The organism is Cobetia sp. ICG0124 (assembly GCF_004006355.1).
GTDB lineage: Bacteria > Pseudomonadota > Gammaproteobacteria > Pseudomonadales > Halomonadaceae > Cobetia > Cobetia marina.
Genome location: NZ_CP024893.1, coordinates 1,754,912 through 1,776,121 on the forward strand (window position 1 = coordinate 1,754,912; position 21,210 = coordinate 1,776,121).

A 21,210-nucleotide genomic window follows, 5' to 3' on the forward strand; every position below is an offset into this window, starting at 1 on the left:
AGGTTACATCTTCAGTATGTCCGGCCTGACGGATGTTTCCATTAATTGGCTGAATCAGGACGAAGCGAGTCAACCGCATCACTCGCTCAGCAGGCCCGCTTCCTTGTAGTACTGCTTGGCGCCATCGTGCAGCGGAGCTGTCAGCGATGCACTGACCATCTCTTCCTTGTTCAGCACCTGGAAGGCCGGGTGCAGACGCTGGAACTGATCGAAGTTGTCGAACACGGCCTTGACCACCTCGTAGGCGACACGATCTTCCACTTCGGTGCTGGACACGATGGTGGCGCGCACCCCGAAGGTGGTGACGTCGTCGTCGTTACCGCGATACATGCCGCCCGGGATGGTGGCGACCGAGAAGTACGGCTTCTCGTCGACCAGCTTGGTGACCGCGTCGCCGGTGACGTTGACCAGAGTCGCGTCACAGGTGGTGGTGGCTTCCTTGATGGAACCGGACGGGTGACCCACGACATAGACGTAGCCGTCGATCTTGTTGTCGCACAGCGCGGAGGACATCTCAGAAGCCTTGAGCTCGGATGCCACCGAGTAGACGCTGGTGTCCTTGTCCTGGGAAGACAGCAGGGTGTCGATGGTGGAGCGCTGACCGGAACCCGGGTTGCCGATGTTCATGCGCTTGCCTTCCAGCTGATCGAACTCGGTCACGCCACTGTCCTTGCGGGCAACGACGGTGAACGGTTCCGGGTGCAGGGAGAACAGGGAGCGCAGTTCCTTGTTGGGGCCGAAGTCCGCGAAGTCACCCTCGCCTTCATAGGCGTTGTAGTGGGCATCTGACTGAGCGACGCCCATGTCCAGCTCACCGGTACGAATGCTGTTCAGGTTGTAGCCTGAACCACCCGTGGACTCGACGCTGCAACGAATGCCGTGTTCCGCCTTGCCACGATTCACGAGGCGGCAGATGGCACCACCGGCCGGATAGTAGACGCCGGTGACACCGCCGGTGCCGATGGTCACGAAGGTCTGCTCCGCGGCGCTGGCGCCACCGGAGATCCCCATCAGGCCAAGACCTGCGGTCGCGACCGCCGCTGTCAACGACTTCTTGATCATGGTCATCTTGAAACTCCCTTTGCTGGCTTGTTATTGGTGTTGCCGTCTTGCATCCCGTGGGGCGTCAAGTGCGGGTCACGCTGCGCATGGTCACGAATTCTTCGGCAGCGGTCGGGTGGATACCGACCGTCAGGTCGAAGTCGGTCTTGGTCAAGCCAGCACGTACGGCAATGCCGATGCCCTGCATGATCTCGCCTGCCTCATCCCCCACCATGTGGACGCCGACGACCTTGTCGGTTGCATCATCGACGATCAGCTTCATCAGACTGCGCTCGTCACTGCCGGACAGCGTGTGCTTCATCGGGCGGAAATCGGCGGTGTAGACACGGATGCTGTCGAACTTCTCGCGCGCCGCTTCCTCGCTGAGGCCGACGGTGCCGATGTTGGGGTGACAGAACACCGCCGTCGCGATGGTGTCGTAATCCAGGCCACCGACCACGCCATCACCGAAGTGTGCGCGAACCAGATGCATGGCCTCTTCCAGCGCAACCGGCGTGAGTTCCGGCCCGCCGGTGATGTCACCGAGTGCCAGGATGGAAGGCGTGGTGGTCTCGAAGCGCTCATTGACGCGCACGGTACCGTCGGCATTCAGCTCGACATCGACATTCTCGAGCCCGAGACCATCGATGTTCGGCTTGCGACCGGTCGCGGCGAGAATGCAGTCGACTTCCAGCACCTGGCCATCGCTGAGGCTGACCTGATAGACATCGCCCTGCTTGTCGATGGACTGCACGGTGGTGTTGAAGTGCAGGTTGACGCCCTTCTTGACCATCTCGTCACGCGTGAAGGCACGCACTTCATCGTCAAAGCCCCGCAGGAACAGCTCGCCGCGATAGCTCAGATGCGCCTCGGCTCCCAGGCCATTGAAGATGCTGGCGAACTCGACGGCGATGTAGCCGCCGCCAATGACGAAGAAGCGCTTGGGGAACTGCTCGAGATCGAAGATGCGGTTGGAGTCCAGCGCATGCTCACGGCCCGGGAAGTCCGGCAGGAAAGGCCAGCCACCGGTGGCCACCAGAATCTTCGCGGCGGTATAGCGCTTGCCGTTGACTTCGACGGTGTTGGCATCGGCGATCGTGGCACGGCCGTCGATCAGCGTGGTGCCGGAGTTGTTGAGCATGTTGCGGTAGATGCCGTTCAGGCGCGTGATCTCGGCGGTCTTGCGATCTCGCAGAGTGGCCCAGTCAAACCGGGGAGCCTCGCCGATGTTCCAACCGAAACCTGCGCTGTCCTTGAAGGAATCATGGTAGTGAGCCGCATAGGAGTAGAGCTTCTTCGGCACGCAACCCACGTTGACGCAGGTGCCGCCGAGATAGCGATCTTCCGCGACGGCAACGCGTGCACCGGTGGCTGCGGCAGTACGCGCTGCACGCACACCGCCGGAACCGGCGCCAATGACGAACAGGTCGAAGTCAAACTGGCCTGTCACAGGCTGTTGGGTCTGATCGGACACGGGAATCTCCTTGATGAATTGGCCACATGGTATCAGGAGTCATGCATCTTCCCCTGCCCCGTCATCCTGATAAGTGGTCCCCTCGCCATGAGCAATATTGAAAAGCTGTTGGAGCAGAACAAGGTCTGGGCCGAGTCCATGACCGAGCGTGATCCTGACTTCTTCAAGCGACTCTCCGACCAGCAGAATCCGGACTATCTGTGGATCGGCTGTTCCGACTCACGCGTCCCCGCCAACCAGATCATCGATCTCCCGCCGGGTGAAGTCTTCGTTCACCGCAACGTCGCCAACCTGATTCACTACAACGACATGAATGCGTTGTCAGTGATCCAGTACGCCGTGGATGTCCTCAAGGTCGAGCACATCATGATCGTCGGCCATTACGGTTGTGGTGGTGTACGCGCTGCCATCACCGGCGGGGACAACGGCATGGTGGACTACTGGCTGCACAGTCTGCGCGAGCTCTACAACCTGCATCACGCCGAGCTCAAGGACTTGCCGCTGGACGAACAGGTCGACCGCATGTGTGAGCTGAATGCGCGTTCTCAGGTACAGAACCTGGCGCGCACCAAGATCCTCCAGCGTGCCTGGGAGCGCGGTCAGAATCTGCAGATCCATGGTTGGGTCTATGGCCTCTCGGATGGTCGCGTCAACAACCTGGAGTGCACCATCAGCGGTCTCTCCCAGGTGCCGAACCTCTATCGGGTTGATCGCCTGACGCCTGCCACAAGAACAACCAAACATCACAAGCAAAGGGAAGCTCATGACCCGTCAGAATGCCTTCCAGTCCCTCTTCCAAAAGAAGACCCTGTGCGCGCTGATCGGCAGCGCGACATTGGCCATGGCGACACCAGCCCTGGCCGAAGATGTCACCTTGCGCATGGCCTACGACGCAGACCCGGTCACGCTCGATATCCACGAGCAACTCTCCGGCGGCACTCTGCAGCTGTCGCACATGGTCTATGACCCGCTGATTCGCTGGAACAAGGACCTGGGCTTCGATGGCCGTCTGGCCAAGAGCTGGGAGCGTGTCGATGACAACACCATGCGCTTCCATCTGCGCGAAGGCGTCAAGTTCCATTCCGGCAATGACTTCTCCGCCAAGGATGTGGTCTGGACCATCGAGCGCCTCAAGAAGAGTGCTGACTTCAAGGCCATCTTCGCACCGTTCACTGACGTCAAGGCAGTGGATGACTACACCGTGGATCTGGTAACCGACAAGCCCTTCCCGCTGGTGCTGAATGCCGCGACCTACATCTTCCCGATGGACAGCAAGTTCTATTCCGGCGAGACCGAAGACGGCAAGGCCAAGGATGAGATCGCCAAGGCCGCCAACACCTTCGCCTCACGCAACGAGTCCGGTACCGGCCCCTACAAGGTCACTGACCGTCAGCAGGGCGTGAAGATCAGCTTCGAACGCTTCGAGGATTACTGGGATACCGAATCCCCGGGCAATGTCGACGACATCGTGCTGACGCCGATCAAGGAAAACGCCACCCGTGTCGCGGCGCTGCTCTCCGGCGACATGGACTTCATCGCGCCGGTACCGCCGACCGATCTGGAACGCATCCGCAAGCAGGATGGCGTGCACCTGGTCGAGATGGGCGGCACCCGCATCATCACCTTCCAGATGAACCAGGAACGTGTCGAAGCCTTCAAGGACAAGCGTGTCCGTCAGGCGGTCAACTACGCCATCAATCAGGAAGGCATCGCCCAGAAGCTGATGAAGGGCTTCGCGACCCCCGCCGCCCAGATGTCGCCGGATGGCTATCAGGGCCACAATCCTGAGCTGACACCGCGCTATGACGTGGCCAAGGCCAAGGAGCTGATGAAGGAAGCCGGTTACGAGGATGGCTTCGAGATCAGCATGATGGCGCCCAACAACCGCTATGTGAACGACGCCAAGATCGCTCAGGCCGTCGCCTCGATGCTGGCCAAGATCAACATTACGGTAGATCTCAAGACCCTGCCCAAGGCCCAGTACTGGCCGGAATATGATGCACGTGCGGCCGACATGATGATGATCGGCTGGCACTCGGATACCGAAGACAGCGCCAACTTCTTCGAATTCCTGACCTTCTGCCCGGATGCCGACAGCGGTGTCGGTCAGTACAATTCCGGCAACTACTGCAACCCGGACGTCGACAAGATGGTCACCGAGGCCAACCTGGAGACCGACACCGAGAAGCGCGCCAAGATGTTGCAGGCTGCCGAGAAAGCCGTCTACGACGATGCCGGCTTCGTGCCGCTGCACTGGCAGAACCTTGCCTGGGGCGCGCGTGATGGCGTCAACATCGAGCCGGTCCTCAACGTGATGAACTTCCCGTACCTGGGTGATCTGGTCATCGACCAGGACTGATCCCACGCCGTGAGTGAGTGACAGGCACTGAACCGTCTTGCATCGTCCAGTGTCATGTTCCTGGCCACGCACCCCTCGCGACAGGCAAGTCAGGCAACCGGAGATAGGCAACGTGAGCTCTCTGGTTGCCCTGCTTGGCTGAAGGCGACGACTTACCCCCGCCTGTTCCTTCCCCTTGGTCATCGCCTCTCGGTGATGGGTTGGGGAGCCTGTGCCCGATGACAGGCCAGCGACAGGCGGGACTCCTGACACCCAGCGCGATTGGCCAGCCAGACCAGGCCGCCGCGCGCGAGACCGTGATGTTCACGAGGAAGGTGGCGATCCATGATTGCCTTTCTGATCAAACGCCTGATGCACGCCGTACTGGTCATGTTCGTGATCAGCATCATCAGCTTCGCCATTCAGGACAACCTGGGCGACCCGCTGCGCGAGATGACCGGCCAGGCCGTGTCAGAAGCCCAGCGTGAAGTCATGCGCGATGAAATGGGGCTCAACGACCCCTTCATCACCCAATATCTGCGTTTTGCCGGCAATGCCCTGCAAGGGGATCTCGGCACCTCGTATTTCTACAAGCAGCCAGCGACCGAGGTGATTCTCAAGCACCTGCCCGCCACGCTGGAACTGGTGATGGCCTCGAGCCTGATCATCATCCTGCTCTCTGCCCCCATCGGCGTGTTCGCGGCGATCCGCCCACGCAACTGGCTGTCACGCCTGTTCATGGGCACCTCGATCATCGGGATCTCGGTGCCGGTGTTCCTGACCGCCATCGTGTTGATCCAGCTGTTCGCGATCGGCGTCACGGTGGACTGGTTCCCCGGTGATACCCCCTGGGGCAGTGTGCTGAACGGCATGCTCTCCACCGATGGCGGCATGCCTTCCTACGGGCGGGGTGAGCTGGTCCATGTGGCAGGCCCCTGGTCCAGCGGCTTCTTCACCGCCGATGGCCTCTGGCATCTGGTACTGCCGGCCATCTCGCTGGCCTCGATCATGCTGCCGCTGTTCATCCGCCTGATTCGCGCCGAGATGATGGAGGTCCTGCAGTCGGACTACATCAAGTTCGCACGTGCCAAGGGGATCGGCCTCAAGCGCATCTACTTCCTGCACGCACTGAAGAACACCATGCTGCCGGTGATCACCGTCGGCGGCGTGCAGATCGGCACCATGGTGGCCTACACCATCCTGACCGAGACCGTCTTCCAGTGGCCGGGCATGGGCCTGATGTTCCTCGAGGCCATCACCCGCTCCGACATTCCGCTGATCGTGGCCTACCTGATGATGGTCGGCGTGATCTTCGTGATCACCAATACGCTCGTCGACCTGATCTACGGTCTGGTCAACCCCACCGTCAAGCTTGCGGGGAAATCGGCATGAGCCATTCCACTTCCGAGACCCATACGCCCGTCACTCCGAAGACCAGCTCCATCGCGGTTCCCGGACGCTGGCAGCGCTTCCGTGAGTCCTATCTGGTCTACAGCTTCAAGCGTGACTGGATGGCCCAGGCCTGCCTGCTGGTCTTCATCGCCATGGTGCTCGGGGCCTTTCTCGCCCCGTGGATCGCCCCGGCGGACCCCTATGACCTGGCCACCATCGACATCATGAACTCGGAGCTTCCGCCGGCGTGGATGGCGGGTGGTGATCCGGCCTTCCTGCTGGGCACCGATGCCCAGGGGCGAGATCTGCTCTCCACCATTCTGTACGGCACGCGCGTGTCGCTGCTGATCGGCTTCGGTGCCGTGATTCTGCAGGCGTTGCTCGGCGTGACCTTCGGGCTGCTGGCGGGCTATCTGGGGGGACGTGTCGATGCCTTCCTGATGCGCATGGCCGATATCCAGCTGTCGTTCTCGACCCTGATGGTGGCCATCGTGGTGGGTGCCATCATCAAGGCGACCTTCGGTGGCGCCGCCTTCTCGGACTATGCGCTGATCCTGCTGATCCTGATCATCGGGCTGGCGGAATGGCCCCAGTATGCGCGTACCGTCAGGGCGTCCGTGCTGGCGGAGAAGAGCAAGGAATATGTCGATGCCGCACGGGTGATGGGCTTCCGCTCCCGCCGCATCATGTTCCGCCATATTCTGCCCAATACCCTGTCGCCGATCTTCGTCATCTCCACCGTGCAGATCGCCAACGCGATCATCTCGGAGGCGGCGCTGTCCTTCCTCGGCCTCGGCATGCCGGAAACCCAGCCGTCACTGGGCTCACTGATCAAATCCGGCTTCGACTATCTGCAGTCAGGCAGCTGGTGGATCACGCTGATTCCCGGTGGCGTGCTGATTCTGCTGGTACTGGTGATCAATCTGCTGGGCGACTGGCTGCGTGACGTGATGAACCCCCGCCTCTACAAGGGCTGAAGCCGCGAGGAATCAAGACAATGGCATTACTTGAAGTCAACCACCTCGATGTCCGCTTCGCCATGCGAGGCGGCGAGGTCCGCGCCCTGCGCGACGTCAGTTTCACGCTGGAACGTGGCGAACGCCTGGGCATCGTGGGCGAGTCGGGGGCCGGCAAGTCGGTCGCCGCCTTCACCATCCTGAATCTGATCGCCAAGCCCGGCTACATCGCCGGCGGCGAGATCAAATTCGATGGCGAAGTGCTCAACACCATGAAGCCCAAGGCGATGCAATCGATTCGCGGCAATCGCATCTCGATGATCTTCCAGGACCCGATGATGACGCTGAATCCGGTGCTGACCATCGGCGAACAGATGATCGAGTGCTTGAAGGCGCACCGCCGCATCTCCAGCAAGGATGCGCGTGCCATCGCCCTGCACAAGCTCAATCAGGTCTTCATTCCCTCACCGGAAAAGCGTCTTGATCAGTACCCGCATGAGCTGTCCGGTGGCATGCGTCAGCGCATCATCATCGCCATCGCGTTGCTGCTGGACCCGGACATCATCGTCGCCGATGAGCCGACCACCGCACTGGATGTGACCATCCAGGCCGAGATCATGGAGCTGCTGTTGCTGCTGTGCGAGAAGCACAATGTCGGGCTGATCCTGATCACCCACGACCTGGGTGTCGTCAGCCAGGTGACCCAGCGCACCCTGGTGATGTATGCCGGCCGCGTGATCGAGCAGGGCCCGACCCGCGAGATCATCAATGATGCTCAGCCCCCCTATACCCAGGGGCTGATCAACGCCCTGCCCCAGATGGCCACGCCCGGTAGTCGCCTGAATCAGATTCGCGGCTCGATGCCCACGCTGACCAAGATTCCGGCTGGCTGCGCCTTCAATCCGCGCTGTGATTTCGCGGCGGATGTCTGTCATGAGCAGGTGCCCGCCTTCGTGGCATCCGGCAATTGCAAGGTGGCCTGCCACATGGTGCAGGCGATGGTGAAAGGAGAGTCGTGGACCCCGATCGTCACCGATGCCCGCCAGCGGGACAAGTGCCGCGCTCGGCGACACCCTGGTCGAGATCCGCGATCTCGAGAAACGTTTCTCGCTGTCCGGTGACTTCCTCGAACAGCTGACCTTCGAGAAGGGACGCCTGCGGCGCAAGCAGGAGTACGTGCATGCCATCAATGGCGTCACTCTCGACGTCAAGCGGGGCGAGGCGTTGTGTGTCGTCGGCGAGTCCGGCTGTGGCAAGTCGACGGTCGCACGTACCGTGATGGGGCTGCTCAAGCCCAGTGGCGGGGAGATACGGTTCGACGGGACACGTATCGATGACATGGCACCCAGGGACCTGCTGCCCTATCGCCGTCGCATGCAGATGATCTTCCAGAACCCCTATGCGTCGCTCAATCCCCGCATGACCATCCAGCAGACGCTGGAGGAGCCGCTGCGCTTCCACCAGCCGACACTGAAGGATGGTGAGATCCGCGACAAGATCGAGGAAGTGATGCGCTCGGTGGGGATCGACCCGGATTGGGGCAAGCGCTATGCCCACGAGTTCTCCGGTGGCCAGCGCCAGCGCATCTCGATTGCCCGCGCACTGGCGGTGGACCCCGAGTTCATCGTCGCCGATGAGCCGATCTCGGCACTGGATGTCTCGATTCAGGCTCAGGTGCTCAATCTGATGATGGATGCGCAGGAACAGCGGGATCTGACCTACCTGTTCATCACCCATGATCTTGCCGTGGTAGAGCACTTCGGGACACGTGTCGCCGTGATGTACCTGGGGACCCTGTGTGAGCTGGCGGACACTCGCTCGTTGTTCGCTCGCCCCAGACATCCCTACACCCAGGCACTGATGTCGGCGATACCGCGCCTGCATGATGACAAGCCCAATCACATCCGCCTGGAGGGTGAGGTGCCGACCCCGGTGAATCTGCCATCGGGCTGCGTCTTCCATGGCCGCTGCCCGCATGCCAATGAACGCTGCCGTCGGGAGATCCCGCGCTTGATCGCCATCGAGGGTGGTCAGGTGGCCTGCCATGCCGTCGAGGAAGGCAGAATCGACTGAGGCGCCATTGACCTCCCCGCAAGATACCCTGGTGTGACACGTCCGCAGAGATGTGCGCCCGACCTCCTGACATGGCCTGTTGACAGGCCGACGAGGCACACCGAATCCATGGAAATACGCTGGCTCGAAGACTTCATCGTTCTGGCTCAGACCCGTCACTTTTCACGGGCAGCCGATGCACAGAATGTCTCTCAGCCCACCTTTTCTCGCCGTATCAAACTGCTGGAAGAGGAGATGGGCACCACATTGATCAATCGCCAGACCTTGCCACTGTCACTCACCCCTGCCGGGGATGAGTTTCTCCAGCTGTGCGAGCAGATTACCGAGCGGGTACGCATCACGCGTGAACGTCTGCAGGACATGGCCCAGCAGCAGGCCAGCAAGATCTCGCTCGGTGCGCCGCAATCGCTGGTATCACATTTCCTGCCCGAATGGCTGGATCAGCACCAGCTGCGGGAGCAGGTGTTTCCCTATCTGCGTGCGACGGGCTGGCTGGCGGCGGATTACTTTCATGGTCTGGATCGCGGCGAGTGTGATCTGGCCATGTGTTACTGGCCTCAGGCACGTGTGGACCTCGGCTTTGAGCTGGACAGTTATCAATACCTGGTAGTCGGTGAGGAGTGCTTCATTCCGCTATGCGCGCCCCAGGCGGATGGCAGCCCGCTTCACCCCCTGCCGGGCACGCGTCGCAATCCCTTGCCGTTCATCAGCCCTCACCCCCGCGCCGTCATCGCGACCTCATTGACGGCTCACCTGGCTCAGGTGCCCGTCCAGGCACACCTGGTGACCATGAACGAGAACATCCAGGCAGCCAACATCAAGGCACTGGTGCTGCAGGGCTACGGCATCGGCTGGTTGCCACAGCGTCTGGCGGCCGCGGAGATGGCCAGCGGGCAGCTGGTGCGCGCCGGAGATGAACGCTGGGATCTGCCACTGCATATTCGACTCTATCGCCCGCGAGAGCCAAGGAAGACAGATGTTCGAACCTCGCCTGAATGACCCCGCACTGACCCATGCCGAGGCACATCGCGCGCATCTGGCGGCGCTGCAGGCGCGCTATGAGCTTGCCATGCAACAGCATGATCTGGACGCCATCGTGCTGCATAGCGGCAAGCCGAAACGGCATTTCGCCGATGACCAGGATGCCAGCTTCAAGTCCCATGCTCACTTCCTTCACTGGGTGCCGATGGCAGGCCTGAGCGATAGCTGGCTGCTGGTTCGTCCGGGTGAGCGTCCAACGCTCTATCTGTATGCCCCTGATGATTTCTGGCACCTGTCGCCCACATTGCCGACACCTGACATCGCCCCCTGGGCTGCGTGCTTCGAGATCGTGCATCTGCGCAAGCCGACACTGCCGGAGCGTCCCGAGGGCCGCGTGGCGCTGGTGGGTGAGATCGCCGAGCTTCAGCCGGAGGTGGTCAGCGAGCTTGAGGCGCTGCCCAATCCGCTCGGGCTTGTCCGTCAGCTGGACGAGGGGCGCGTCTGCAAGAGCGAATTCGAGATCGCCTGTCTGAGAGAGGCCAGCCTGCGCGCTGCCCGTGGCCACCTGGCTGCCCGGCGGACCTTCATGGAGGGCGGTGCGGAACTCGATATCCAGCTGGCATATCTCGGCGCGTCCCGCCAACGCGAATCCGATGTGCCCTACGGCAATATCGTCGGCCTCAACGAACATGCCGCGGTACTGCATTACCAGCACTATGGCCTGAAGACGCCTGATTCCCGCCGCAGCCTGCTGGTGGATGCCGGTGCCAGCGTGCACGGCTATGCCTCCGATATCACCCGCAGCTGGGCGGGTGATGACGCGCTGCCCCTTTACCGCTCACTCATCGAGGGCGTGGAGGCACTCCAGAAGCGCCTGATCGCCAGACTGGCGCCCGGGGTCGATTACGTCGAGCTTCACCTGGAAATGCATCGTGAGCTGGGGGAGCTGCTGCGTGAACTGGGCGTGGTTTCCCTGCCTGCCGAGGAGCAGGTCGCACAAGGCATCACCGCCGCCTTCTGTCCGCATGGTCTCGGGCACCTGCTGGGACTTCAGGTGCATGATGTCGCGGGTCGAATTCCGGATCACACCAGCGGTGAGGTGCGTCACCCTCCGGAAGGTCACCCGATGCTGCGCCTGACCCGCGTACTCGAGACTGGCATGGCCATCACCATCGAGCCGGGGTGCTACATCATTCCCATGCTTCTCGAGCCACTGCGCAGCGATGCACGGGGCAAGGCGATCAACTGGTCACTGGTAGACGCCCTGGCGCCTCATGGCGGTGTCAGAATCGAGGACAATCTGGTCATCACCGCCGATGGCGCCGAGAACCTGACGCGCAGCCCCGACACCGGATTGTGAGCAGCATGCCTCATTCGATCTTCACCTCCGAGTTCCGGCCCGCTCTGGGGTTGCGCAATCGCCATGTCCAGACCTTGCTGCCCCGCCTGCTGCCTCGCGCCCCGCTGTCTCGCCGCACCGAGATACTCAACCTGCCGGACGGTGATTTCGTCGAGCTATCCTGGGTGACCAGTGATGGCAACAGCCGTCGCGAACGGGAAGTTGAACTGTCCGATGACGCCCCGCTGTTCGTGCTGTTCCATGGCCTGGAAGGCAATCTGGAGTCACCCTACGCTCGGGATCTGCTCAATGCGGCAGCGCGTCTGGGGTGGCGGCCCGTGCTGATGCATTTCCGGGGGTGCGGGCAATCGCCCAACCGACTGCCGCGGGCCTACCACAGTGGTGACACGGCGGATGCCTACTGGGTTCTGGGGGAGATGGGCAGGCGTTACCCTCATGCCCTCAAGGTGGCCTGTGGCGTATCTCTCGGGGCCAACATGCTGCTCAAGCTGGTGGCGGAACAAGGCGGAGATGGGCTGGACCTCGCCGGGGCGATCGCGATCAGCGCACCACTGGATCTCGCGGCAAGCTCCGACGTGCTGAATCAGGGCAGCTCGCGACTCTATCAGCGACATCTGCTCAAGAGCATGAAAGCCAAGGTGGCCGCCAAGCTGGCCAACGGGCCGCTGCCCATCTCCATCGGTGCGCACCAGCTGACGCAGTTGAACAGCTTCTGGGCCTATGACAACGAAGTCACGGCGCCCTTGCATGGGTTTTCCTCGGCCAGTGACTACTACTCCCGCGCCTCGGCCGGCCGGCTGTTGCGAGACATCGAGCTACCGACCCTGATATTGCAGTCGCTGGACGATCCCTTCATGCCTCGTGATCTGTTCTCGCGCTTCCCGCAGCCCTCTGAAGCGGTGCGGATCGAGTTGAGCGAACGCGGCGGGCATGTCGGCTTCATCGAGTGGCGGCGCGGTCGCCTGTCGTCCTGGCTGGCACGCAGAATCACGCGCCAGCTCTATTGGTCTGATAATGAACCTCATTTTTCGTCTGGTACTCGGCATCGTCGCCGGTGTACTGCTGGGTCAGTGGGCCCCGGACATCCTCGTGCGCAGCCTGCTCACCTTCAAGGTGCTGTTCGGCGAGCTGCTGGAGTATGCCATCCCGTTGATCATCCTGTTCTTCATCATGAGCGGCATCGCACGTCTCGAGCGCTCCTCCGGGCGGCTGCTGGCACTGACCATGGTGCTGGCATATGCCTCTACCACGCTGGCCGGATTGATGTCGGCGGTGGTGGGTCTCGAACTGGTGCCACATATCGTGAGCCACACCCAGATGCCCGCCAGTCACCCGATGGTGCTCCAACCTTATTTCGCGCTGGACATCCCCCCCTTGACCGATATCAGCACCGCACTGGTCACGGCTTTCCTGTTCGGGATCGGTATCTCCGCCACCGGCCATGATGGCCTGCGCAATCTTGCCGACGGTGGTCGTGACATCGTCGAGCGCTTCATCGCCAAGGCACTGATACCGGCACTGCCCTTCTATATCGCCGGACTCTTCTGCGAGATGACCATCGCCGGCACGGTGGCCAACACGCTGAAAAGCTTCGGCATGATCCTGATTCTCGCGCTGACCCTGCACTGGCTGTGGCTGAGTCTTCTCTACCTCGCCAGTGGCATGAGTACCGGCCGTGCACCGCTGGTGGCGCTACGCAACATGTTGCCGGCCTACTTCACTGCCGCCGGCACCATGTCATCCGCCGCGACGATCCCCGTGACCGTGCGCCAGACGCGTCTGAATCATATCTCGCCCTCGGTCTCGAGCTTTGCCATTCCGCTGCTTGCCACGATCCACATGTGTGGCAGCGCCATCACGCTGACCATCTGCGCCATCGGTGTCATCCTGGTGACACCGGCATTGCCACAGCCCGACCTGATGTCGTTGTTGCCGTTCATTGCCGCACTCGGGGTTACCATCATCGCCGCGCCGGGCTCGCCTGGCGGCGCCGCGATGACATCGGTCGGAGTGCTCCAGAGTCTGCTGGGGTTCGATGCTGCCGCCGTCGGCCTGATGATGGCGCTCTATCTGGCGCAGGACAGCTTCGGCACGGCCTGCAATGTGGCGGGTGACGGCGCGCTGGTACAGTGGATCGATCGCTTCGCCGAAGCCGAACAGGATCGCCAGCGGTATCGCTGAAGCCGATCAGGGCAGACCGTACATGCGCTCGCCGCCCGCCAGCTAGCCGATCGGGCAGCTGATCCCCGTGCCCTTCAGGCCACAATAGCCGCCCGGATTCTTGGCAAGATACTGCTGATGGAAATCTTCCGCGTAATAGAATGTCTCGAGCGGAGCGATCTCGGTGGTGATCCGTCCAAGACCGGACTGATTGAGCGCCTGCTGATAATCCGCCAGGCTCTTCTCGACGATCTCACGCTGCGCGTCATCGACGTAGTAGATCGCACTGCGATACTGGCTGCCGATGTCATTGCCCTGACGCATGCCTTGCGTCGGATCGTGCGCTTCGAAGCTGGCACGCAGGATCTCCGGCAGACCGATGACCGTCGGATCGAACACCACACGTACCACTTCGGTGTGTCCGGTCTTGCCGGTACAGGTCTCCTCGTAGGTCGGGTTCGGCGTATGGCCGCCAGCATACCCGACGGCCGTCACCACGACGCCCGGCAGCTGCCAGAACAGACGCTCCGCGCCCCAGAAACATCCCAGTCCCAGCACGATCTCCTCACATCCCTGGGGATAGGGAGGTACAATCGAGCGCCCATTGACGTGATGGGTACCCATTATCTGCAGCGGCTGTTCGCGCCCCGGCAAGGCATCTTCTGCCGAGGGAATGGCCTGCTTGTCTTGCGTCTTCCACATGGCGGACTCTCTCCTGTGTCGCGTCGTGCAATCGTGTATAGGTTCAATGATGTCATCTCTGCCCCCCAAGATCTGCCCCTGCCAGCCCAACACCGCTGAGGCACGACGCTACGTCGATTGCTGTCAGCCGATTCATGCGGACATCACCCGCGCCGAACGCCCTGAGCAATTGATGCGCGCCCGCTACAGTGCCTTCTGCCTCGCGCTGAGCGACTTCCTCATCGACAGCTGGGACGCGGCACATTGCCCAGCACGCGCCGACCTGGAAGGTGCTGGCCCGCAATGGCTGGCGTTGGAGATTCTGGACAGCGGACAAGATGCCGATACCGGCATGGTACGCTTTCACGCCACCTTCTTCGAGCAGGGAAAGTTCCAACGATTGCAGGAACTTAGCCGATTTCATCATGATGGCCATCACTGGCGTTATGTCGACGGTGATGCCGAGTGGCAGACATTGACGCCAGGGCGCAACAGCCTGTGTCCCTGTGGCAGCGGCAAGAAGATCAAGCGTTGCTGCACGGCATGACGCTGACCGTCCCCCACCGACGCTATCGATGGGGGCTGAATCTGTGGCAATCAATTGGCCTGGCGTGTCATCTGTCCTTGCCGACTCTGGGCGCCAGCTCACTGCGACCCAATGAGAAGCTGTAGAGCAGATCCACGGCCTGCGCCGTACCGGACACCGCTTCGGCATACAGATTGCGGAACAGCTTGTAGCGCAGCGTCAGCTCCGCGATCGGCGAGAACAGCCCGACGCCGTAACTGAGCTTCAGATCCGGGGCGATATAGCCGCTGACCACCACCTGGCTGTCATCCCCGCTACCGGAACTGTCCAGACTCAGATCCCTCACGCCGAAGGTTTCCCCGATCTGTCCGACCACCTGGCCACTTTGCGCCAGCGACATGCCGATCAAGGCGGACGTGACCGCACTGTCACTGCTGGTATCACTGTCCAGGCCTTCGCCGCGCAGCAGATAGCTCAGTGCCGACGACTCATCCATCGTCGGGTCCGAGAAGATCTCGATGCTGGGTGAGGAGGCAAGCCCCGTCACACGCACCCCTGCGGTCACGTCGTCCTCGGTGTTGTCAGGATCACGTATCGCCTCGATATTCAGACGCGGACTCGAGGGCGGACCGGCCAGCAATACCTGCCCCTTGCTGATCTGCAGGTCCTGCCCGAAGCTCTTGTAGGTCCCGTCGACGAGATTGACCTCACCGAAGACCTGCACACCGCCCTTGGACTGGCGCACATCGAGATCGCCTCTGAGCCTGGTCTTGAGCCCCATCGCCTCCAGGCGAGCATCTGGCCCGATATGGATGCCGATCCTCACATCCAGCGCCATGCCGGCCTCATTGAGCGCCTTGGCGGTATCGCTGCCATCCGCCAGCTCAGCCGGGTTGGAGCTGTCCTCATCACTGGGACGCTCGATGATGATGGTGTCACTGGAGGGTGACACGGCAGACGGCGGCACCTGGTCCACTTCGATGCGTGTCCACGGCACATTGACGTCACCTCGCAGTTTGAGCAGCGTGGGGCTGGCATCGATCTCGAGATCCGGTGCGACACGCATGCGCCCGATCCCGGCGATATTGAGCTCGAGCGGATTCTTCGCACCGTCGAGATTCAATGCCGCCGTCCAGTCATCCAGGGTCGGCCAGGCCGCCTCGCCATCGATACCCCAGCGCGCATCATTGCCCACCAGATACCCTTCGATATCGGCACTGTTGCCATCGAAGTCGACGGTGAACTGGGCATCCGACAGCGACACCGGCAGCCCTTCACCCTGTACCTTGACGCCGGTCAGCGCGATCGGGCCGGTCAACGACGGCAGGCTCAGATTGCCGCCGACCTTGACGTCACCCGCCAGCTTGCCCTCCAGCTGAGTCATGCCCGCCACCAGCGGACGATACGGAGAGAGGTCGATATCGCGGATGGCCAGCGAGCCATCCAGCTGACCTGCGCCCGCCGGGTCGAGGACCGACACGGTGAGCCCGATGCCGCCAGCACTGTCGAGGCGAATCTGGGTGTCGAGATCAGCCTTCTCGGGCGTGGCCTCCAACGCCAGTTGCAAGGTGGTTTCCGGCAGCGACCAGGCATTGCCATCGGCGTCTTCCCCGGCCAGTGTCAACTTGCCTGCCAGCTCCGCGTCCGCATTCCAGCGTTGGCCACCCTGCTTCCAGCTTGCCGTGATCTTGCCGCCCGTGGCACCGCCGATGGTCCAGCTCTCCGGCATGGCGCTCTGGGCCATGTCCAGGGGAATCCCCTCGAGCGTCACCACGGCCTGGCCGTCATTGCCCGCACTCAAGGGCTCGGCGACACAGATCTGCCCCCCCTGTTCCCGACTCAGACAGAACGGCTGCACCAGCACGGTGCCCTTGGCGAGATTGGCATCGAAGCGTGCCGGCGTGTCGAAGTTGAAGTCCCCGAAGTCGGTATTCGCCGTCAGCGGAGACAGCGCACCGCGATAATGCTCACGCGCCTTGTCGAGCCCGCCCTTGAGGGTCAGTCCCAGACGTGACAATGGCATCTCGCCGGCCATCTCGGTATCGAACTGCAAGGTGTGGTCGCTCAGGAAGCCCCCCAGCGTCAGCGCGACCGTCGCGATCTGCTGTCCGCCAGCCCGAACGCCGTCGGCGTTGAGGGCGATATCCAGTGCCGGGTCATCCACACCACGCTTGCGGGCATCGACCCCGGCAGACAGCGCCATGTCAGAGATACGATTCTCCCCGATCTGCAGGCGTCGTCCCGTGAAGTTGCTCGCCAGTCGCGGCTTGTCGAGGGTGCCCGTGGCATCGATCTTGCCCTTGAGCTCACCCGCGACATCCGGCATCAGGGTCGAGAGCGCCGGGAAATCGATATTGGCGGCAAGCGTGATGGTCTTGGCAATCTTGCCGTTGGCGCTCAGGCGGTTCTGCCCCTGGCGCAGCTCCAGCGCGTCGACGTTCCACTGCATGTCGGCATTGCCTGAAAGCTTGCCGGTCAGCGTGAGCGGCCGCTCGAGCAAGGTGCCATGGATATCCAGCTTGCTGACATCGACGGCCCACGGGCCTTGCAGTGGCTGATGGAAGCTGGCCGCGAGATTGCCGCTCAGCTCACCGCGCACGGCTTTCTGCCCTCCACCGGTCGGGGCCGGCAGCAGATCCTCGGGATGCAGCTTGTCGAGCGCCAGCTGGGCCACGACCCGGAGTCCTTCCTTCCACTGGATCTCACCGCGGGTCGTCGCGGAGCCACGCTTGAGCGCGATCTTGAGCGGCTGCCAACGGTAATGCTCGAGATCGCCGTCGCCTGCCAATGACACGGTGGCACGCGGAATGTCACGGCCCTCGATGATGGCATCCAGCGTGGTCGTATAGCCTGACAGTGAGCCCTTGGCGACCAGTGCCAGATTCTCGACGAGATAGTCAGGCGTGAAGGAGGCAGACTGGCTCTTGGCGATGTGCTTGGCTGCGTTGTCCTGATGCGCAGTCTGGGCCTCTTTCTGAGGCGCAAGAGCAGCATCACCCGCTGCGTCATTGGCGGCGGCAAAGGGCCAGGTGATCCGTTTGGCGCTCAGACGCGCCTCGAAGGGCAGATCACTGTCCAGCACATCCGCGCTGGCCACAAGCTCGGCGGCCAGTGGTCCGTCGGCCTTGAGAGAGGCCTCAAGATCCGCCAGCGAGCCCTCAAGCGACAGGCGGAGCCTTTCATGACGCACGGGGTCGATCAGGGTCTCGGCATTGAGCGTGGCGCTCAGGGGATACTCGTCCTTGAGCGTGACCTGCGCCACGAGATCGGCATTCACGTCACGCGAGTCGACCTCGAGACGCGAGAGCGTGATGTCATGCCCTTCCGCCTTGAGCGCCAGCGACAGACGGCTGACCTCATACGGGCTCGGCCCTTTGAGCGCAAAGTCTTCAATGGCCAGATCAGGGACCTCGATGGTCAGCGGAATATAGACCTCCGGCAAGGCGATGCGCCCGGCCTGCGCTGTCTCATCTGAGGTCTTGTCTGCAGTCTTGCCAGCCGGCTCTGCGGCATCATCCGTGATGGCCTTGTTCGAGATGGCCCTGGCGGCGGTCTCGGCTTGTGGCGCCACCCTCTGAGCGTTGACCACTGCGCTCGCCGCTTGCTGCGCCTCAGGCGTGATGCTCACCCCCTCGAGACTCACAGTGTCAGACGTCGCTTGAGCCGCGACGGCATCAGCCGGAATGAAACGACTGGTGATCAGGCGTGTCTCGCCCAGCGTCAGCGTACTCACCGATAGCGCGGCCGAGGTATGGAAGTGATCGAAGGTGACGCGACTGCCATCCGCCAGCGCCAGGGCGAAGTCATCAATGGCGACCTTGCGCACCTCGATGGGAATCGGCACCACGATGGGCACGTTGAGACTCTCACCGCTCTCTGGCTCAGGCTCCTCGCTGGCACCGCTATCACTCAGGGTGATGGCGAGCCCGCTGGACTCAAGCGACTCGAGACACAGCTTGCCCTGGAGCAGACAGTCCTCGCCCCAGGCCAGCGACAGGGAGTCGGCAGTGACGGCCAGTCCCGGCAGGTCCAGCGAGACGTCCTTGAGCGACAGCGCTTCCAGCGGTGAACCTGAGGCCTGCGAATAATCGATGAAGCCACGTGAGCGTGCCTGATCGAGCACGAGCCCTGTGCCCCACGGGGACAACACGCCCCCGACCAGCAGCATCGTCAGCCCGATCAGGAACACGAGCAGCCATATCAGCAACCGGATGACCAGGCCGCCCCGACGTACATAGGGATTAGACAATTCCAACATCTCCATATCTTTTCTGATCAGAACTCCGGCCCGATCGAGAAGTGAATGCGATAATCGTTGTCATCGTCATCGAAGGGATGGGCGATATCGAGGCGAATCGGGCCCACCGGGGAGATCCAGCGAATCCCCATGCCCGCCGCCGTCTTGAGCTCCAGGGCATCCCAGCCATCGAAGGCGTTGCCAGCGTCATAGAAGGCCGCGCCCCACCAGTCACCGGTCAGGCGGTAGTCATATTCCAGACTGCTGGTCAGCAGGGAACTCCCGCCTTCATCATCCCCGTCATCATCTTCCGGCGAGAGGCTCTCGTAGGAGTAACCGCGAACACTGCTGTCGCCGCCAGCATAGAAGCGCTTGGAGTTGGGCATGCCGTGGAAGTTATCGGTGTCGAGGTTACCGATACCGGCACGCGCCACGAAACGGTGATTGTTGCCGATGGAGCGAATCCAGTTGGTATCGAACTGGGTCCACACGAAGTTTTCATCAGATCCCCAGATCTGATTGCCGTACTCTACCGTCAGCTTCTGACGATCCCCCCACATGGGGAAGGCCTTGGGACGAGTTCGTGTCCGCGTCCAGCTGACCCCCGGATACAGCAGAAACACCTGACCAGTATCTGAGGCGATGGTGAAGTCGTCATAGCTCGCGCCCAGGTAAATCTTCTGCTGCCAGCCATTGTCGAATTTCCACTCACGCCCGAAACGCACTGTCGTTTCATTGCTGGTCTCATCATCGTCGTCGACGATGGCCACCCCGTACTCCAGCACATAGCTGTCCTTGAGCGGGTCAGCCAAGGGCATGCGGTATTCACCCTCGAAGGTCTGCTCCGGTGAGGAGAGGAACAGGCTGTTGGTCATGCTATGGCCATAGCGATTGACCCACGGCATCTCCCAGCTGAACTGCAGGCGTGGCCCGACATCCGTGGCGTAACCGATGCCCGTCTCGAACTTGTGGCGGTCGGCGGGAATCAGGCTGATGTCCACGGGAATGATGGGACCGTTGGCCGTCTTGACCGCCGCCTCCAGCGCATCGCCAGTCAGTACCGGCGTGTCGCTGCCGGAGGCTCTTGACGTTGCGCGTCTTGATCTTGCTGTCAGGGCTGGTGGTCTTGAGTTCAGCGCCCGGATTGAGCTGTGGCTTGATGGCGGCCGAGCGGAACCAGCCTGCCTCACTCAGCCGCTGGTTGAACTGGGTCAGCTTGCCGGCTTCGTAATAATCCCCCGTCTGGAACGGCTGCATGGCCTTGACGCGATCCAGCTCTATCTGGCTGTTGAGATAGGTGATATCGCCGAAGCGGTAACGCTGACCGCTCTGCATGACCAGATAGATACGTGCCGAGTGCAACCAGGGGCGCACCTCGATGCGCTGCTGGGAGAAGGAGGTATCGAAATAGCCGCGCTCGAGACTGAGCGACGCCAGAGTCGACTTGAGGCTGTCGTAGCGAGAGTGACGCAGCACATCGCCTTCCTCGAGGTTGGCATCGGCCAGCGCCTTCTTCATGACCTTGTCGCGCGCGGCGTCGCCCTCGAGTCGCAGCTCCAGTGTCTCGATGGTGACCGGCTCACCGGCATCCACCGTCACCACCACATCATCGCCCCCCAGCAACCCCTTCTCGGGATAGCGGAGAGTGATCTGAGCGTCGTAGTAACCGAAGGCCTGCAGCGCTTCCTGGATGCGCCGGATGATCTCGTCCTCGTAGCGCTCGGCCGGGACATCCTCCTCCAACGTCAGCCCCGCCAGATAATTGACCACGTTGGTGGCAGCGGCGCCTTTCAGCCCTTTCACCGCGGCATCCAGCGCCAATGCCTGTGGTGCCAGCAGCAGGCCGGTGCACAGGACCAGCGGCTCCCGCCAGCAGGTCCCGGCGGCGTTGGCCTGCAGGAACACGAGTGCTATAGTGCAAAGCACTGCGACTCTCGCAGCCTCTGGCTTCGTAGCTATCTGGATTCACAAGGTTTTTCACGCTAATTGCA

The 21,210-nt window shown here is 62.0% G+C and carries 15 protein-coding genes and 2 pseudogenes; 11 read left to right on the forward strand and 6 right to left on the reverse strand.

Annotation, left to right across the window (positions count from 1 at the left end):
• Positions 1 to 78: 78 nt before the first annotated feature.
• Together CU110_RS08115 and gorA are read right to left on the reverse strand one after the other, a co-directional pair.
• Positions 79 to 1,068: a TAXI family TRAP transporter solute-binding subunit gene (locus CU110_RS08115; RefSeq protein ID WP_103751429.1), complete on the reverse strand. Its 990-nt coding sequence runs from the start codon at positions 1,066 to 1,068 to the stop codon at positions 79 to 81.
• 58 nt (positions 1,069 to 1,126) lie between these two features.
• Positions 1,127 to 2,515 carry a glutathione-disulfide reductase gene (gorA, locus tag CU110_RS08120; RefSeq protein ID WP_240499522.1) on the reverse strand — a complete coding sequence of 463 codons (1,389 nt, stop codon included), beginning with the start codon at positions 2,513 to 2,515 and terminating at the stop codon, positions 1,127 to 1,129.
• A gap of 87 nt (positions 2,516 to 2,602) precedes the next feature.
• Here gorA and can point away from each other — a divergent pair.
• The 10 genes and pseudogenes from can to CU110_RS08170 all read left to right on the forward strand — a co-directional run.
• Positions 2,603 to 3,232, forward strand: a pseudogene (gene can / locus CU110_RS08125) (carbonate dehydratase); the annotation flags it as partial.
• 124 nt (positions 3,233 to 3,356) lie between these two features.
• Positions 3,357 to 4,874 (forward strand): ABC transporter substrate-binding protein, encoded by a 1,518-nt coding sequence (locus CU110_RS08130; RefSeq protein ID WP_240665320.1) that lies wholly within the window; start codon positions 3,357 to 3,359, stop codon positions 4,872 to 4,874.
• A gap of 324 nt (positions 4,875 to 5,198) precedes the next feature.
• Positions 5,199 to 6,245, forward strand: a complete 1,047-nt coding sequence (locus CU110_RS08135; protein WP_077376432.1) for an ABC transporter permease — start codon at positions 5,199 to 5,201, stop codon at positions 6,243 to 6,245.
• Positions 6,242 to 7,222 carry an ABC transporter permease gene (locus CU110_RS08140; RefSeq protein WP_077376435.1) on the forward strand — a complete coding sequence of 327 codons (981 nt, stop codon included), beginning with the start codon at positions 6,242 to 6,244 and terminating at the stop codon, positions 7,220 to 7,222. Before CU110_RS08135 ends, CU110_RS08140 begins: the two co-directional genes overlap by 4 nt.
• A gap of 20 nt (positions 7,223 to 7,242) precedes the next feature.
• Complete coding sequence (locus CU110_RS08145; protein WP_127735432.1) at positions 7,243 to 8,322, forward strand: ABC transporter ATP-binding protein; 1,080 nt, start codon at positions 7,243 to 7,245, stop codon at positions 8,320 to 8,322.
• Positions 8,237 to 9,274, forward strand: coding sequence for an oligopeptide/dipeptide ABC transporter ATP-binding protein (locus tag CU110_RS08150; protein WP_127735434.1), 1,038 nt, complete (start codon positions 8,237 to 8,239; stop codon positions 9,272 to 9,274). Before CU110_RS08145 ends, CU110_RS08150 begins: the two co-directional genes overlap by 86 nt.
• Positions 9,275 to 9,382: 108 nt before the next feature.
• Positions 9,383 to 10,273, forward strand: a complete 891-nt coding sequence (locus tag CU110_RS08155) for a LysR family transcriptional regulator (RefSeq protein WP_127735437.1) — start codon at positions 9,383 to 9,385, stop codon at positions 10,271 to 10,273.
• Entirely contained in the window at positions 10,251 to 11,615 is a 1,365-nt protein-coding gene (gene pepQ, locus CU110_RS08160) for a Xaa-Pro dipeptidase (protein WP_084208687.1), read from the forward strand. The genes CU110_RS08155 and pepQ overlap by 23 nt, the downstream gene beginning before the upstream one ends.
• Positions 11,616 to 11,620: 5 nt before the next feature.
• Positions 11,621 to 12,604: pseudogene (locus CU110_RS08165) on the forward strand (hydrolase); the annotation flags it as partial.
• A 25-nt stretch (positions 12,605 to 12,629) separates the two neighbouring features.
• Complete coding sequence (locus CU110_RS08170) at positions 12,630 to 13,796, forward strand: dicarboxylate/amino acid:cation symporter (protein WP_084208688.1); 1,167 nt, start codon at positions 12,630 to 12,632, stop codon at positions 13,794 to 13,796.
• Between the two features lie 42 nt (positions 13,797 to 13,838).
• On the opposite strand, the gene msrA is transcribed toward CU110_RS08170, so the two are convergent.
• Positions 13,839 to 14,477: a peptide-methionine (S)-S-oxide reductase MsrA gene (gene msrA / locus CU110_RS08175; protein WP_084208689.1), complete on the reverse strand. Its 639-nt coding sequence runs from the start codon at positions 14,475 to 14,477 to the stop codon at positions 13,839 to 13,841.
• A 49-nt stretch (positions 14,478 to 14,526) separates the two neighbouring features.
• Between msrA and CU110_RS08180 the strand changes: the two genes are divergently transcribed.
• Positions 14,527 to 15,003: a YchJ family metal-binding protein gene (locus CU110_RS08180; protein WP_084209716.1), complete on the forward strand. Its 477-nt coding sequence runs from the start codon at positions 14,527 to 14,529 to the stop codon at positions 15,001 to 15,003.
• 67 nt (positions 15,004 to 15,070) lie between these two features.
• On the opposite strand, the gene CU110_RS08185 is transcribed toward CU110_RS08180, so the two are convergent.
• The 3 genes from CU110_RS08185 to CU110_RS16870 are packed head-to-tail and all read right to left on the reverse strand — an operon-like array spanning position 15,071 to position 21,145.
• The gene (locus tag CU110_RS08185) at positions 15,071 to 19,240 is read right to left on the reverse strand and encodes a translocation/assembly module TamB domain-containing protein (RefSeq protein ID WP_164850320.1); all 4,170 of its coding nucleotides are present in this window, start codon (positions 19,238 to 19,240) and stop codon (positions 15,071 to 15,073) included.
• Between the two features lie 17 nt (positions 19,241 to 19,257).
• On the reverse strand, positions 19,258 to 20,214 hold the full coding sequence (locus CU110_RS16865) for an autotransporter assembly complex family protein (protein WP_240665554.1): 957 nt from the start codon (positions 20,212 to 20,214) through the stop codon (positions 19,258 to 19,260).
• Positions 20,096 to 21,145 (reverse strand): POTRA domain-containing protein, encoded by a 1,050-nt coding sequence (locus CU110_RS16870; RefSeq protein WP_240665321.1) that lies wholly within the window; start codon positions 21,143 to 21,145, stop codon positions 20,096 to 20,098. The genes CU110_RS16865 and CU110_RS16870 overlap by 119 nt, the downstream gene beginning before the upstream one ends.
• Positions 21,146 to 21,210 lie beyond the last annotated feature (65 nt).